17 protein-coding genes are annotated in these 14,665 nt (G+C 52.6%); 14 read left to right on the top strand and 3 right to left on the bottom strand.

The window, feature by feature from the left end:
• Nucleotides 1–16 precede the first annotated feature (16 nt).
• The 8 genes from DZC51_RS00835 to DZC51_RS00800 all read left to right on the top strand — a co-directional run bounded on the left by DZC51_RS00835 (nt 17) and on the right by DZC51_RS00800 (nt 5,573).
• Nucleotides 17–559: an NUDIX hydrolase gene (locus DZC51_RS00835; RefSeq protein ID WP_157293461.1), complete on the top strand. Its 543-nt coding sequence runs from the start codon at nt 17–19 to the stop codon at nt 557–559.
• Nucleotides 553–900 (top strand): DUF4260 domain-containing protein, encoded by a 348-nt coding sequence (locus tag DZC51_RS00830; protein WP_157293460.1) that lies wholly within the window; start codon nt 553–555, stop codon nt 898–900. Before DZC51_RS00835 ends, DZC51_RS00830 begins: the two co-directional genes overlap by 7 nt.
• Nucleotides 901–961: 61 nt before the next feature.
• Nucleotides 962–2,269: a serine hydrolase domain-containing protein gene (locus DZC51_RS00825; protein WP_157293459.1), complete on the top strand. Its 1,308-nt coding sequence runs from the start codon at nt 962–964 to the stop codon at nt 2,267–2,269.
• Between the two features lie 31 nt (nt 2,270–2,300).
• Complete coding sequence (locus DZC51_RS00820) at nt 2,301–2,672, top strand: VOC family protein (RefSeq protein ID WP_157293458.1); 372 nt, start codon at nt 2,301–2,303, stop codon at nt 2,670–2,672.
• A 54-nt stretch (nt 2,673–2,726) separates the two neighbouring features.
• A complete protein-coding gene (locus DZC51_RS00815) occupies nt 2,727–3,326 on the top strand; it encodes a GNAT family N-acetyltransferase (protein ID WP_157293457.1) in 600 nt (199 codons plus the stop codon).
• Nucleotides 3,310–4,269, top strand: coding sequence for a hypothetical protein (locus DZC51_RS00810; protein ID WP_157293456.1), 960 nt, complete (start codon nt 3,310–3,312; stop codon nt 4,267–4,269). The genes DZC51_RS00815 and DZC51_RS00810 overlap by 17 nt, the downstream gene beginning before the upstream one ends.
• A gap of 87 nt (nt 4,270–4,356) precedes the next feature.
• A complete protein-coding gene (locus DZC51_RS00805) occupies nt 4,357–5,142 on the top strand; it encodes a CPBP family intramembrane glutamic endopeptidase (RefSeq protein WP_157293455.1) in 786 nt (261 codons plus the stop codon).
• A gap of 20 nt (nt 5,143–5,162) precedes the next feature.
• On the top strand, nt 5,163–5,573 hold the full coding sequence (locus tag DZC51_RS00800; RefSeq protein WP_157293454.1) for a hypothetical protein: 411 nt from the start codon (nt 5,163–5,165) through the stop codon (nt 5,571–5,573).
• A gap of 48 nt (nt 5,574–5,621) precedes the next feature.
• Here the strand turns inward: DZC51_RS00800 and DZC51_RS00795 are convergent, their stop codons facing one another.
• Entirely contained in the window at nt 5,622–5,924 is a 303-nt protein-coding gene (locus DZC51_RS00795) for a YesK family protein (protein ID WP_157293453.1), read from the bottom strand.
• Between the two features lie 132 nt (nt 5,925–6,056).
• On the opposite strand from DZC51_RS00795, the gene DZC51_RS00790 reads away from it, so the two are divergent.
• Nucleotides 6,057–6,374 (top strand): cupin domain-containing protein, encoded by a 318-nt coding sequence (locus DZC51_RS00790; RefSeq protein WP_157293452.1) that lies wholly within the window; start codon nt 6,057–6,059, stop codon nt 6,372–6,374.
• A 61-nt stretch (nt 6,375–6,435) separates the two neighbouring features.
• Here DZC51_RS00790 and DZC51_RS00785 read toward each other — a convergent pair whose 3' ends face one another.
• Nucleotides 6,436–7,320, bottom strand: coding sequence for a DMT family transporter (locus tag DZC51_RS00785; protein WP_157293451.1), 885 nt, complete (start codon nt 7,318–7,320; stop codon nt 6,436–6,438).
• 430 nt (nt 7,321–7,750) lie between these two features.
• On the opposite strand from DZC51_RS00785, the gene DZC51_RS00780 reads away from it, so the two are divergent.
• The 4 genes from DZC51_RS00780 (at nt 7,751) to DZC51_RS00765 (ending at nt 12,207) form a co-directional block, all read left to right on the top strand.
• Entirely contained in the window at nt 7,751–8,818 is a 1,068-nt protein-coding gene (locus DZC51_RS00780; protein ID WP_157293450.1) for an LLM class flavin-dependent oxidoreductase, read from the top strand.
• A gap of 45 nt (nt 8,819–8,863) precedes the next feature.
• The gene (locus tag DZC51_RS00775; protein WP_157293449.1) at nt 8,864–9,487 is read left to right on the top strand and encodes an NADPH-dependent FMN reductase; all 624 of its coding nucleotides are present in this window, start codon (nt 8,864–8,866) and stop codon (nt 9,485–9,487) included.
• Nucleotides 9,488–9,730: 243 nt separating this feature from the next.
• Nucleotides 9,731–9,985 (top strand): hypothetical protein, encoded by a 255-nt coding sequence (locus DZC51_RS00770; protein WP_157293448.1) that lies wholly within the window; start codon nt 9,731–9,733, stop codon nt 9,983–9,985.
• A 182-nt stretch (nt 9,986–10,167) separates the two neighbouring features.
• A complete protein-coding gene (locus tag DZC51_RS00765) occupies nt 10,168–12,207 on the top strand; it encodes a catalase (RefSeq protein ID WP_157293447.1) in 2,040 nt (679 codons plus the stop codon).
• 51 nt (nt 12,208–12,258) lie between these two features.
• On the opposite strand, the gene DZC51_RS00760 is transcribed toward DZC51_RS00765, so the two are convergent.
• The gene (locus DZC51_RS00760; protein WP_157293446.1) at nt 12,259–12,927 is read right to left on the bottom strand and encodes a TetR/AcrR family transcriptional regulator; all 669 of its coding nucleotides are present in this window, start codon (nt 12,925–12,927) and stop codon (nt 12,259–12,261) included.
• Between the two features lie 198 nt (nt 12,928–13,125).
• On the opposite strand from DZC51_RS00760, the gene DZC51_RS00755 reads away from it, so the two are divergent.
• Nucleotides 13,126–14,664, top strand: a complete 1,539-nt coding sequence (locus tag DZC51_RS00755) for a BCCT family transporter (protein ID WP_157293445.1) — start codon at nt 13,126–13,128, stop codon at nt 14,662–14,664.
• The last annotated feature ends 1 nt before the right edge of the window (nt 14,665 follow it).

Here is a 14,665-nt window from a genome sequence, read left to right as displayed (position 1 = left end):
ACTAAGGGGCGATGACATGGCGGAGCTGTGGGACATCTATGATGCGGAAAGAATGAAAACAGGCAGGACGATGACGCGCGGCGGCGAATTCAAAGAGGGGGACCTTCATCTGGTCGTTCATGTGTGCATCTTCAACCGTGAAGGGAAGATGCTGATCCAGCAGAGGCAACCGTTCAAGGACAGCTGGCCGGACATGTGGGACCTGACTGCCGGGGGAAGCGCAACAGTTGGGGACAGCAGCCAGGCTGCCGTGGCAAGGGAGCTCGAGGAGGAATTGGGGATCCGCCTGGACCTGAAAAACGTCAGGCCTCAGCTGACCATCAACTTCGAACGGGGGTTCAATGACATCTATCTGATCGAAAAGGAGATCGACCTGGATCAAGTCACCCTGCAATACGAAGAAGTCCGCGACGTCAAATGGGCAACAGCCGATCAAATTGAAGAGATGATCGAGAATGGCACGTTCATCCCGTATTACCCGAGCCTGATCCGGCTGCTTTTTGATATCCGCAGGCAATACGGCTGCCGCATGACTGACAGGAGGCAGGCGTCATGGTGAGGATTCTTCTGCATGTCGAAGGCTTGGCCATGCTGCTGTTTGCCCTGTACCTGTATGCTTCCCATTCATTGAGCTGGCCGATGTTTTTCATCCTGCTTTTCGCACCGGATCTTGCCGCGCTCGGGTACATGGTCGATCTGAAGACAGGCGCCAAGATGTATAACTACTTTCACACCACTTCTGTCCCGATCATCTTGATCATCGCAGGGCTCCTCTTTAACAGCGGGGGCATTCTGGCAATCGGCCTCATCTGGCTGGCCCATATCGGGATGGACCGGATGCTCGGCTATGGACTCAAGTATCCGACCCGTTTTAAGGACACCCATTTAAGCCGACTATAAGATTTTTACTTTACCTAACGGGACTTTGAATGAAGGTTCTGGAACTAACCCGGAGGATTTTATGGAAACAGAATTAATCAGGAAGTATGTAGATTCGCTGGATGCGCACGGCTATTTTAGCGGCGCCATTGCGGTCCGGCATCAGGGAAAGACCGTCTTTTGCAAAGGTTATGGCATGGCGGATCATGGGTTTGGTGTCCCTAACTCCTCCAACACCAGGTTCAAAATCGGATCGTTGTCAAAAGCGTTTACTGCGATGGCGATCCTTCATCTGGAGGAGAAGGGCGTTCTTCGGAGGGAAGACCCGATCAGCCGTTTCTTCAGTGATTTTCCGGCAGGCGACAAAATCACCATCCATCAGCTGCTTTCCCATATGAGCGGCGTGGCCGATTTTGCTTCACATCCGGACTATTGGACACGGATGATGAGACTGCCGGCCACGATGCAAACGTTGATGGAAGCCATTAGAGAACTGCCTCCGGAATTCGGGCCCGGCAGCCAGGCCGGATATTCGAACTCCGGTTATACGATCCTGGCTGCCATCATCGAAAAAGTGACCGGTCTCAGCTACGGAGATTATATGCAAGAACAGGTATTTAAGCCGCTCGGCATGAAAAACACCGGCAGTGATGGCGGTAGGACGGTCATTAGCCAGTATGCCCAGGGCTACTCGCTCGACCGGGACATCAGGCGTGCAGAGTGGATCGACATGACAGTGGCGACTGGTGCGTACAGTATATATTCGACTGCAGAAGACCTGCTCGTCTGGGACCAGGCCCTCGATGGGGAAAGCATTTTCGGTCGGGAACCGTTCGTGAAGATGTTCACCCGGCACAACGATATGTGCGGATACCACTGGTTCTTTACGGACGAAGAAAAAGATGGGGGCAGGCGCACCCGCTGGGAACACTTCGGTGACGTAAACGGCTTCGCGTCGTATTACCTTCGTTACCCGGAAGAAGAGTTGGCAGTTATCGTTCTGAGCAATTTCGGCTTGACCCCGGTAGACCGGATCGCAAAAGACATTGCCTCTGTTGTATTTGAACAGAGAGATTGTGCACTCCCTTCGCCGGCTACCATCGTTCCGGATGAGCGGCTGATTGCGGCCATTATCGGAATGTATCACTCGGATCAGGGGCAGCTGAGCATCTTTTCGGAAGGGGACCGGGTATTTGTCGCCCTGCTGAAGATGTACGGAGTGGTCTACAACTGTGAAGTCATACCCGTCATTGCAGACAGCCGGCAGATCAGGCTCAAGGGAAGATATTTGAACGATGAGTTGGTCATCGATCTGCAAAAGCAAAGCTTGACCCATACGGATCCTTACGGAACAAGGAAACGTTATTTGAAGAGTGTACACGGAAATTAATCCAACCATGAAACCGGGGGAGGACTTGCCAATGGGAATCGGGGCATTTTCGCTTAGCCTGACCGTAAAGGATCTTCAGGCATCCAAGGAATTCTATGAGAAGCTCGGCTTTTCCGCGCTCGGCGGAGACGAGGAAAGCGGCTGGCTGATTCTGAAAAATGAAGACTGCGTGATTGGACTTTTCCAGGGGATGTTCGAGAAGAACATGCTGACGTTCAACCCGGGATGGAACAGTAGTGCCGAAGAAGTGAATCCATTCAGGGACGTCAGGGAACTTCAGGAAGAGCTCAAGGCAAAGGGGATGCAGTTTATCACGGAGGCTGACCCATCATCTGAAGGACCGGCCCACTTCGTGATCGAAGACCCGGACGGTAATCCGATTCTGGTGGACCAGCACAGATAACAGAAGGCCGGCCCGGATCAATGGGACCGGCCATTTTATTGGGAGGTAACAAAAATGGAAGCACCGTTTCCTGTTATTACGACTGAAAGGCTGCACTTGAGGGCAGCCACTCCCGCTGATGCAGACGATATGCTGCGCTACCTGTCGGATCCTGAAGTGATGGAATATACCGGCATGGAACCTTTCCAAACGACGGAGGACGTACTGGATGAAATCCATTGGTACCGATCCCTTGTCGAAGAAGGCAGCGGCATCCGGTGGGGCATCACGCTCATGGAGACCGGAAAAATGATCGGAAGCTGCGGCTTTCATAACCGGGAGCCCAAGCATTTCCGGGCTGAAATCGGTTATGAACTCAGCCGGGAGCATTGGGGGAAAGGGATTGCAAGCGAGGCGCTGCAGGCGGTTGTCCGGTATGGATTCGACCAACTGAGGCTGGAGCGGATCGAGGCGCTGATCGAACCTAAAAACGAACCTTCCCTCCGGCTGGTCGAGAAAAACGGATTCCTGAGGGAAGGGCTCCTGCGCCATTATGAATACGGGCGGGGCAAATTCGACGACCTTTACATGTATTCCATCCTGAAAGAAGATCTTGCGCTATGGGAGAAGACTGGCTCAAGCGGAAAGGGGGAGACCATTGGAGAAGATCGCTAAAGAATACCTGAAGCTATACCGTGACCCGGAAGTGACAGAATACCTGTATACCTACGAGGATTTAGAGGAGTATCTGCAAGAACAGAAAGAAACCTATAAGAGACTTCACGAAAAAGCAACGGAAGCCGGGAAAGAAATCGATCCATTCGGCTATAAATATCTTTTGCAAAATCCATATCTGACCGGGTTATATCTGGCCTTTCAGAAACAGGACTACGAAATGCTCCATAACGCGATTTACCACAACAGCAAGCATGAACTCTCAAAATTCAGCTCTGGAGGATATGACCACAGCGGGAACTTTTGGAAGGTCTTGGACGCCATGGCCTCCAATCACGTGGAGACGGTTGAAGCCTGTTTACCGGAAGAACTGGGTCTGGGCAAGAACGGCTATCCGCCTTTTGTGAAAACAAGTAATTTATTGATGGCTTTATGGTACCGGAATGATGAATGGCTGGATGCGGCTTATACGGAAGGGACGAAACTGCTAGGCCAGAAAAAAGGCCTGTGGGAAAAAGCGATCATGGAATATCTGTTGGCGATTGCGGACCGGGATGCAGATCGGGCTACAGAAGCATTGGGCAATGTCTGTAAGACTTCCAGGAGAGTGGACAGGCCGAAACTCTACAAAAGCCTGTGCACGGAAGCCCACGGCCTTTATCACATTGCGAGACATCTGCTGCCGGAAAATCTATTTGACCAGATTGAGATCCCCAATAACCCCAACTTCTGCAGAGGGCTGATCGACTGGCAGAAGGAGCACGGCTATCCTGAAACAGGAGAGCTGATAGTGGATTATCCGGACGAACTGGGGTTCATGAACCGCATCCTGAATCTGCCCGTCCAACGCTGTGTGCTTGAGGGATCCGGAAAACGGCAGACGGTGGATGTGGAAGAAATGAAAAAGAGGGCAATGGGAGCGTTGGAGGCAGGCACCACTTAAGGAAAGAATGTAAACGAGGAGGCAAACTCCGTAATGAATACTGTGTTGGATAAGATTGCTGAAGAGTAGCTGAGAGGGAGTGGGTGGGTGAAGCAAAACCGGAAGAATATTGTTGGAACGTCTATAGCCTTCATCTTCTTGGTCACTTTCCTTGTCCATGCGGTCCTTGTCAATTTGGAGGACGGACGCGCGTTTCTGGGAGCGGTGATGGCAGTCCCGCTGATCGTCGTTTTAGCATATCAGGCTGTTTATTGTAAACTCCCGGTCAGATCCACACTGGGACTGTTCCGTCCGAACTTGAAGAGCATGTTGTTTTCTATATTATTTCCGGTCTTGTTGGGAATCACTTTTCACGTCTATCTCAGCTATCATGGCATACAGTTCCTGTTTGAGCAGGAGAAGGAACTGGGTCTGTTGTTCGTGATCGGCCTGACCGTTGCGACCTTGTCCGCATTATTGGAAGAAGTGGTTTGGCGCGGGAACTTTCATCACCATCTGCGGAAAAACCATCCCCTGTTCAGGACGGCTGTCATCATAGCTGCAGCCTGGTCGCTGTGGCACTTGCCGATTGCCGTTTTTTATAAAGGGTATGGGGATTTGTGGACGGGAATCACAACTTACATCGGTCTGCTGTTCTTGGTCTCCATGACGCTCACCTACGTCAGAGAAGCCGGCCGGTCAGTCATTCCAGCCGCCATCCTGCATGGAATGCTGAATGTCTTCTACCTGTCCGACGGTCTGCAATCCGGCACAGCCGAACAGGAGGAACTGTCCAAGTTCCTGTTTTATGCGCTGGTGCTGGGCCTGATGGCGATGGCTTACGGAAAAGGATGGAACAACCTGAACATCATAAAAAGAAAGTCAGCAGTTTGAGAAAAAGAGGAGGCCTGTCCGTGATCACCGAAATCCGTATTGAAACCACCGAAAGCGGCCCGCTCCTGCCAAATCAGGAACGCGTCCACGACGTCAGGATCACCAGGGACGGCCTTATTGTCCATGAAGTCCTCTCGACTAAAGGGGAAAACGAACGCGGCATGCGCCACATAAAGGATGAGTACAACGTCGATCCCGAAAAAACGGCGTCCTTCCTCGATTCCCTCAGTACCGAATTCACGATCAGTGAGTGGAAAACGGATTTAGGTTCGCCGGTTCTGGAGGGCAGGACATATGAGGTGACGGTCCGTTATGATGACCGATCTGTGCAACGCTCCCGCGGAACGGTCGGCCTGCCGCCTGGCGGGGAAGCGATCCGCCAGGCCGTCAGGCAACTTGCGGCATTCAAAAAGGAACCCTGGATATTTTGAAAGAGGGTCCCTTTGCAGTGCCTTCAAACCAATAATGGTTTTGGAGGTTTATTCTTGTTTATTAATCAATTTGCTGCGTCTCATGAAATCTGTAACCACGTTAATCAGTCCACCCAATAAAGTGCCGACCAGAATCGAGATGGCCATAAAGCCATAACCGATCCCCTGCCAACCTCCGATATAGAAACTAAAAATAAAAATTCCTAAGCTCAGGATCAGCAGACCCAGAAAACCAAATCTCAGATATTGTTTTTTCTTCTCCGGCATTGATTTTTGAAGAACGATCGACGCGATCACCATTAGGAGTGTTGCACCTAATGCGATGAAAATAAACACTTCAAAGCCCGCCATCATGAAATGCCCCCTTCTATCCGTGGCCCCCCTATACATTCCCCTTGCTCCATTATATACAAGGTCATCAGGTTTTCGATCTTTCCGACAACGGTATAGTACAAATACCAACACTTTGAAGGAGGCTTGCACATGGACCATCAGGCGCTCAAGGCATTTCAGCAGTATGACGACAACCGGTTTACGAAAGTCGATTTCATGAAAAACGGGCACAGCACGGCATTCACACTGAACTTTTCTCCAGGCCAGGTGATGAAAGCCCACAGCCATCCGGGAAAGGAACTGTATCTGGTCGTGATCGAAGGGAGCGGCACATTCACCGTAGACGGGGAGGAAGTGATGGCCACCGAAGGGGACGTCCTGTTCTGTGACGAGAAAGAAATGATCGGTTTTGAGAACAACGGGGACAACCGGACGACATTGTTCGGAACCTTGACGAAGATCGGTTAGACAGAAAAGTGCCCGGCCGGGTTTCCCAGGCCGGGCGTTTCTTGTGGACGGTGACGCGCCGTCACTTTTTGCTTTTCAGTCGCACTCTCCACTGATACGTCGACAAAAGGACACCCCCGATGATGAACAGGGAGCCGAGGACCTGGTAGCCGGTGATGGGATTGCCCAAAAGGATGAGGCCCATGACCATTGCCACAAACGGCTCCAGATTGGATAAAATCGATGCTTTTGAGGCATCCACGTACCGGATCTGCTGATTCCAGATGAGATTGGCCGCGCCGTGGACGACAACCGCTGTCACAATCAGCAGCATCCAATGGGACCATTCCGTGCTGACCTTGAGCGGGCGATCCAATATGAAGACAAATGGAACCGACACCGCCCATCCGACGATATTCGAATAAAGGGTGAGCGTCAGCGGATCGACCCTGTTGGAAAGGAGCCGGGTAACGATCACCATGATGGCGAACGTCACCATCGTGATGACGATCCAGTAAAGGCCAGGGTCAATCCGGATTGACGACATATTCCCCTGGGCCACTACAAAGAAGATGCCCAATATGGCGATGCATGAGCCGGCAATCATTCGGAGCGTTAATCTTTCTTTCAGAAAGACAGCAGCCAGAAATCCGGTCAGCACGGGAGCGGTGGCCAGGATCAGCGCGGAAGTGGTAGGATCGGCAGTTTGAAGCCCTTCGAAGAAGGACCACTGATTGATGAATACGCCGATGATTCCGAGAATCACGACCACCAGGAAGTCATGCGCGGACAAACGAGGCAATCGCTTCCGAGGCAAGGAGATTACGACAAGAAAAAGAATGATGAACAATAATCTGAGCATCGTCAGTGCGGCAGGGGAAAAGTCCTGTACCAGCATTTTGCCGAAGACGAAGTTACTTCCCCATACCAGTACACAAAAAGTCAGCCAGGCATATGATTTCAGCAAAACCGCTCAACCTTCCTGCATGAATTCAACTATGTCATTTTAATCATGACCGGGCCGGGTGTATAGATTATTGTTTCGCCGATATTCCAAACGCGGGGCGCTTGCTCCAAATGGGCCGGAGTTACTCCAAACGCGGGGCCCTTTACTCCAAATGTACCGGCGTTACTCCAACTGCTGGGCACGTACTCCAAACGCACCGCCCATATTCCGTATCAGTGGCCGTTATCACAAATCAGCCGCGTAACGATGTGCAGCCACTTAAAAATCGGAGGCGGCTTTTTTGTGGCCCCATTTTTCAGCACAATAGACTTGACGAAATCGAGATATTAAAATATAGTTGATTACGAAAAGTAACTTGAGAACAATTTTCTAGGCGGGGATCTGCTAGATGTGGCCATGGCCCCGTTGTATTCAGGAGTGAAACAGGAAGATGAATCCATCAAATGAAAAGCCGGCATTTGAGATCGGCATCTACACGCTCGGCGATATCGTGAGGGACCCTCATACCGGAAAGACGCTTTCCGCCGGCCAGCGGCTGAAGGAAATCATCGATGCGGCCAAGCTGGCCGACCGGCTCGGCCTCGATGTGTTCGGCGTCGGAGAACATCACCGGCTGGACTATGCCGTTTCCGCGCCGCCGGTTGTCCTCGCTGCGGTCGCACAGGCGACGGAACAGATCCGGCTGACGAGCACGACGACCGTCCTCAGTACCGTCGATCCTGTCCGGCTTTTTGAAGACTTCGCGACACTCGACCTTCTGTCGGACGGACGGGCAGAAGTCATGGCCGGCCGCGGGGCCTTTATTGAATCGTTCCCTCTGTTCGGTTTCGATACGGCGGATTATGATGCACTGTTCGAAGAAAACGCGGAACTGTTCAGTGTGCTCAATGAAAACGAAGTCGTGGACTGGAGCGGGAGTTTCCGCTCTCCTCTCCGGAACGCGGAAATCGCACCGCGTCCCGTCCAGCCGGAAATCCCGTTCTGGATCGGCGTCGGCGGAACACCTGAAAGTGCGGTCCGTGCAGGAAGGCTCGGTGCCGGCATGGCACTTGCCATCCTCGGCGGACCGCTTGGCCGGTTCAAGCCGTTCGCGGATCTGTACAGGCAGGCGGGCGCGGCGGCAGGGCATGATCCGGATTCACTCCGTGTCGGCGTCACCGGACACGGCTTCCTTGCAGAAGACGGGGAAACCGCACGGGACACATTCTATCCGTACTACTCAGGATATTGGGCAGAGGTAAACCGCCAGCGGGGCATGGCCTTCCGTATGAGCCGTGAGGACTTCGATCAAGTCACCGGACCGGACCATGCACTATTTGTAGGCAGCGCGGAAGAAGTGACGGAGAAGATCCTCCGCCAGCATGAATTGTTTGGCCATACCCGCTTCCTCGCACAGCTGGACATCGGCGGCCAGCTGTATGAGCAGGTCGCCCGGAGCATCGAGCTCCTCGCCACCGAGGTCGCCCCGGCTGTCCGGAAAGCGGTCGGCTCAATGTAAATTCGTTTCTCAGACTTTGGAAACAATTAATCAGGAGTGATCATCATGGGATTTTTCTCTAAACTATTCGGCAAAAAACAGGAAGCGGCACCAGTAGTGCCGGAAAAACTCAAAATCGGTATCATCCTCGGCTCTACACGCGAAGGCCGTGTGAGCCCTCAGGTCGGTGAGTGGCTCAAAGGCATCGCGGAAGGTCGCAATGATGCCAACTATGAAATCATCGACATCCAAGACTACCAGCTCCCGTTTGTCGGAACGACAGACGGTTCGGAGCCTGGCATCGCAAAGTGGAACGAGAAGCTCGCAAGCCTTGATGGGTTCGTCTTCGTCGTCCAGGAGTACAACCACAGCATTTCAGGCGTCCTGAAAAACGCAATCGACACGGCGCGGGAAGCGTGGGCGGATAAGCCGGCAGGCATCGTCAGCTACGGCTCGACGGGCGGCGCGCGTGCAGCGGAACACCTTCGCGGCATCCTCGGTGAACTGTCTGTTGCCGATGTCCGGACGCACCCGACCCTCTCGCTCTTTACCGACTTCGAGAATGCTACGGAGTTCAAGCCGGCCGAGCTGCATCTTGAGAACGTCAATACGATGCTCGGTGAAGTCAACGAATGGGCAACGGCATTTAAGACAATCCGTAAAGAAACGAAAGAACCAAGCATGGTCTAAATCACATACGTTCAGAACAAAAGCCATCATCCTCAAGCGGATGGTGGCTTTTTGGATAGAAATTGGAAGGCATCTCAGCGTCTGGTTGACCAAGGCTTTGTTCAATTACTCCAAAGGGAACCAATCGGGCTCACTGCTACGGCCGGTTGCGTTGTTTAAGGAGCAGCAGATAAGGGAATAGAGTAATTGGCTTTCAATCATTTAAAATGATTGGCAGATGGGCAGGAAAGGATGCTGAGATGAATGGGGAAACTGACAAAGTTGGTGGGCGCAGCCGGACTGGTTGCCGGGGCAGCGTATCTCACAAATGAAGAAAACAGAAGAAATGTCAAAAAACAAATTGACGAGGCAATCCGTGTGTTCAACCCGGATTACAAAAAAGAGCTTGGCAAGCCGGCCGACATCGATGATGCGGAAATGGTGTCGGAAGGTGCGATGACCAGCGTCCAGTATTATAACCAATCCCAGGAAAACAGAACCCACGATAAAATTTCATGACGTGAAAGGCGGCCCGAAGAAAATCTTCGGGCCGCCTTTTAAATTACGTTCAGAATCAATCAACCGTTATTGTTTGAAACTATCAATCTATAGGGAAAAGGGAAGAGAACCAGATGTGGGGGGTCACGTAAACGGGAGTCCTCGTCTACTGAACGAAATGATTACTGGAAAAGGGTGAAAACATGGATCAGAAAAACGGTGGCAATGAAAAAGACAAGCAGCTTGAGCAGTTCAGGAGGCAGAACACGGGTAAGCCGATGACCGACATCAACGGCAGTAAAGTTGCGGATGACCAGAAAACACTTCGAGCGGGCAAGCGCGGCCCGCTCCTCATGCAGGATTTCCACTTCTACAAAAAGCAGTCCCATTTTAACCGTGAACGGATCCCTGAGAAAGTCGTCCACGCCCGGGGCTACGGTGTCCACGGGGAATTCGTGGCGACGGAATCGATGAAGGACTACACGATGGCGAAATTCCTGGAGCCGGGCAAGAAAACACCGGTCTTCGTGCGCTTCTCAAACTTTGTCGGGAATCGCGGTTCCAAGGACACGGCGGTCGACATCCGCGGATTTGCCACGAAGTTCTACACCGAAGAAGGCAACTATGATATGCTGGCGCTCCAGTTCCCGGTGTTCATCCTGGCCGATGCCATGAAGTTCATGGACGTGACTCACGCAGCGAAACCGGAGCCCAAGCAGCATATGCCGCAGGCCACAGTCGCGCACGATAATTTCTGGGACTATGTCACGAGCAACCCGGAGTCGGCGCATATGGTCATGTGGCTCATGTCGATGCGCGGCCGCCCGCGCAGTTGGCGCATGATGGAAGGGTTCCCGGTCAACACGTTCCGGCTGATCAATGAAAAAGGCAAGTCCACGTTTGTCCGCTTTATTTGGAAGCCGAAGCTTGGCGTCCACTCTGTCACGCTGGATGAGGGGAATATCATCGGCGGCGTTGACCCGGATTTCCACCGCCGTGACATCATCGAAGCGATTGAGAGCGGCGCGTATCCGGAATATGACCTGTGCGTCCAGCTGATTGATGAGGAAGATGAGTTCAAGTTCGACTTTGACATTCTGGACGATACCAAGCTGTGGCCGGAGGAGGAAGTGCCGCCGAAGGTCGTCGGCAAGATGGTGCTGAACCGTCTTCAGGACAACTTCTTCGCCGAAACGGAACAGTCCGCATTCAACCCGGCGAACCTCGTCCCGGGCATCGAGTTCACGAATGATCCGGTGCTGCAGGGCCGCTCGTTCGCTTACCGCGATACGGAGCTGCACCGCCACCACTCCGCTAACTACGAGGAGCTGCCGATCAACCGCCCGATCTCTGATGTGAACCACAACCTGCGCGACAGCTATCTGAAGTATCCGATCGAGCAGGACAACGTCCACTTCCACAACAACATGCAGGCGGACGGCACCCCTCACGAGACTCCTGCGCCGGAAGGGTACGAGAATTACCAGGAGAAGGTCGAAGGCTATGTGACGAGAGAGCACCCGAGCGATTCCTTCCAGGATTACTACTCCCAGCCGCGCATGTTCTGGAACAGCCTGTCGATGCCGGAGAAGCAGGACCTGATCGAGTCGTTCAGCTTCCACGTCGGCGGCGTGAAAAATAAGGAAATCCGTCAGAAGACGGTGGAGATGTTCGCGAATGTCGACACCGACTTTGCTGCGATGCTTGCGCAAAACGTCGGCGTGACCCCACCGGCAACGAAGCATGTCGACTATGAAAAAAGCTATCCGTCCCTGAGCCAGTTGAATTCGCCGCACTCTGCAATAACTTCCAGAGTCGCAGTCGTCATCGGCGATGGGTTCGACGAGAAAGAAGTCGACAAGGCCCTGGCTGCACTGAAAGGCGTCGGAGCGGTGATCGATATCGTCTCCGAGACGCTCTCGCCGGTCAAAGGGAAAGACGGCATGGAGCTGACCCCGACGAACACGTTCCTGACCGTCCACCCGACGCTTTATGATTCAGTCTACCTCGTCGGCGGCAAAGCGAAGATGAATCAGCTTAAGTTCGACCAGGGCGCGATGGACTTCTTCAAGATGCATTACATGTTCATGAAGCCGATCGCCGTTGGTGCCGGTGCCGCCCAATACGCCATGAGCACCGAAGCCAACAACCTGGACGGCGTCGTCATGGCGGAAAACAATCCTGATTTTGCAGACCAGTACATCGAAGCGCTTGCGATGAAACGATTCTGGGACCGTACCTGATAAAAAGACAAACAGGCCCGATCCGGCAAATGCCGGGTCGGGCCTGTTTGGTCATGACGGTTGGATTGATTTCCGGGCATCTTCGATAATTTCACGAACATACTTCATGGTATTCCGTTCCGCTTCCCCAATATCGTAGTCAAGGCGGTTATTGAGGATGCTCGTCATCATGCCCTGCCAGATCAGGTTCGTCTTTTCATTGACCGGATTCATCTGTGCCATCGGAATCTGGCCTTCTTCGGCAGCCATCTGAAGCATGGACTTGCCCCGCTTCATCACACTGCGTTCAAACAGGGTGGGTTGGAGTTCGTCAGGGACATTGACCAGTTCTGCCGGGTACACCTCATAATAGCGCTCCATGAGTTTTCCCGGCTGGTCTCCGAGGTCCATGATAAATACCGCGTTGAAAAGTTTGGGTGATCTGAAGGAATGGCGGATAAAGCATTCCCAGGCGATCACATACTTGTCGAGCGGTGTTTCCGCGTCATCCATCCGTGCAGTCACTTCTTCGATATAACCACCCAGCAGCCGCATCGCTGCGAAGAACTTCAGATGGGACAGTTCGCTGAAATAGTTATATAGAGTGGCACTATTATAACCGGCTCGGTCTGCCACTTTGCGGATCGTCACTTTGTCGATCCCTTCTTCATGGATGATTTCCACTGTCGCTTCAATGAAATACTTCCACATCCGGCTCTTCTGTAATTGCTTGTTTGTCATACCGGACCGGCACCTCCGTAACTGAAAAAATCTTGAAAGCGCTTTTGCAAACCATCTTATCATATGTTAGCATAATCAATGTTACAAAAATAATCATGATTACTTTATATATCATGATTGTAATTCTTTCTGATTGCAAGTGTGACTTCACATACGTATCGGCAATTGGATACCTAAAAACATTTGAGAGGTGATTGGGTGCAGAAAGCACGGATAGATTCATTTATCTTCTGGTTTGCGATTATTGTCGTCCTATTGGCCACGGTGTCCCTGGTAGTATTCAGGGAAAGTGCAGAGCCGGTACTAGATCAGATCATGACCGGCATCACGTTTAAAATGGATTGGGCCTGGCAGTTTCTCACGATCGGCCTGTTTGTATTATTAATCTGGCTGGCGTTCAGCCGCTTCGGAAAGATTAGGCTGGGCGATGGAAAGCCGGAGTTCTCGACATTCAGCTGGGGCACGATGCTGTTCACGGCGGGGATGGGGACAAGTATCATGTATTGGTCCATGGTGGAGCCGCTCCACTACTACTCCGGACCTCCATTCGGAATTGAACCCGGCAGCCAGGCGGCGGCCGAGTGGTCGCTAACTTATGCGCTGTTCCATTGGGGAATTTCCGCATGGTCCTTGTACGCATTCCCGACAGTTGTCATTGCCTATTCCTATTTCATCAGGAAGCAGCCTTCGCTGAAGATGAGCGTTGCGCTTCGCGGTGCGCTCGGAAAATACGCAGACGGCTGGCTGGGCAAGGTGATCGATATTCTCGTGATCTGGAGCCTGATCGGCGGACTGGGAACGACGCTCGGACTGGGCGTGCCGATGGTGTCTCAGGTTGTCGCCCGAGTGTTCGGACTCGAACCGTCATTGATGCTGGATGCCATACTGGTCATCCTGATCACTGTGGTTTACTCGGCAAGTGCCTATCTCGGATTGCATAAAGGGATTCGCCGCCTGAGCGACCTGAACGTCTACCTCGCTCTTGCACTTGCGATTTTCGTGCTCCTTGCCGGTCCTACACTGTTTATCCTGACTTACTTCACGAACAGTTTCGGCATGATGATCCAGAACTTCGCCATGATGAGTTTCTATACGGACCCGATCGGGCAAAGCGGGTTCCCTCAGGCGTGGACAGTCTTTTACTGGGCCTGGTTCGCGGCTACGGCGCCATTCATGGGACTGTTTGTTGCGCGGATCTCAAGGGGCCGGACCATCCGCCAATTGATCATGCACATGCTTCTATGGGGATCGATCGGGGCATGGATCTACTTCATGGTCTTTGGCGGCTACTCGATGAATGCCGAATTGACCGGCAAACTGAACCTGACCGATATTCTTGCGGAAAAAGGCGGCGACGCAGCAGTTGTCGAGATTCTGAGTTCATTGCCGCTCAGTGCCATCGTATTGCCGTTCTTCATTGTCCTTGCCGTGATTTTCCTTTCCACCTCGCTGGACTCGGCGACATACGTCCTTGCGGCCATCGCGACGAAAGAGATGCGTCCGGGACAGGAGCCGGCCCGCTGGCACCGGATGATCTGGGGCGGCGTGCTCGCGGTGATGGGGATTTCACTTCTCCTTGTCGGCGGATTAAGGGTTGTCCAGACATCGGCAGTCGTGGTGTCTGTCCCGATCTTCCTGTTCTACCTTCTGCTGATTGTCTCGTTGGTCAGGTGGCTCAAGAAGGACTTCCCGAAAAAATCAGGGTATGTAATCACTCAGGCTTCCAAGGAGGAATAAC

This window comes from Bhargavaea sp. CC-171006, from assembly GCF_009761675.1.
GTDB classification, from domain to species: Bacteria; Bacillota; Bacilli; order Bacillales_A; family Planococcaceae; genus Bhargavaea; species Bhargavaea changchunensis.
This window is presented reverse-complemented; position numbering and strand designations above follow the sequence as displayed.

What these genes read in the sequence shown, in the direction of transcription:
- DZC51_RS00835 (WP_157293461.1), top strand. Translation starts at nt 17, where the DNA reads ATGGCGGAGCTGTGGGACATCTATGATGCGGAAAGAATGAAAACAGGC.
- DZC51_RS00830 (WP_157293460.1), top strand. Translation starts at nt 553, where the DNA reads ATGGTGAGGATTCTTCTGCATGTCGAAGGCTTGGCCATGCTGCTGTTT.
- DZC51_RS00825 (WP_157293459.1), top strand. Translation starts at nt 962, where the DNA reads ATGGAAACAGAATTAATCAGGAAGTATGTAGATTCGCTGGATGCGCAC.
- DZC51_RS00820 (WP_157293458.1), top strand. Translation starts at nt 2,301, where the DNA reads ATGGGAATCGGGGCATTTTCGCTTAGCCTGACCGTAAAGGATCTTCAG.
- DZC51_RS00815 (WP_157293457.1), top strand. Translation starts at nt 2,727, where the DNA reads ATGGAAGCACCGTTTCCTGTTATTACGACTGAAAGGCTGCACTTGAGG.
- DZC51_RS00795 (WP_157293453.1), bottom strand. Translation starts at nt 5,924, where the DNA reads ATGGCGGGCTTTGAAGTGTTTATTTTCATCGCATTAGGTGCAACACTC.
- DZC51_RS00790 (WP_157293452.1), top strand. Translation starts at nt 6,057, where the DNA reads ATGGACCATCAGGCGCTCAAGGCATTTCAGCAGTATGACGACAACCGG.
- DZC51_RS00780 (WP_157293450.1), top strand. Translation starts at nt 7,751, where the DNA reads ATGAATCCATCAAATGAAAAGCCGGCATTTGAGATCGGCATCTACACG.
- DZC51_RS00775 (WP_157293449.1), top strand. Translation starts at nt 8,864, where the DNA reads ATGGGATTTTTCTCTAAACTATTCGGCAAAAAACAGGAAGCGGCACCA.
- DZC51_RS00770 (WP_157293448.1), top strand. Translation starts at nt 9,731, where the DNA reads ATGGGGAAACTGACAAAGTTGGTGGGCGCAGCCGGACTGGTTGCCGGG.
- DZC51_RS00765 (WP_157293447.1), top strand. Translation starts at nt 10,168, where the DNA reads ATGGATCAGAAAAACGGTGGCAATGAAAAAGACAAGCAGCTTGAGCAG.
- DZC51_RS00760 (WP_157293446.1), bottom strand. Translation starts at nt 12,927, where the DNA reads ATGACAAACAAGCAATTACAGAAGAGCCGGATGTGGAAGTATTTCATT.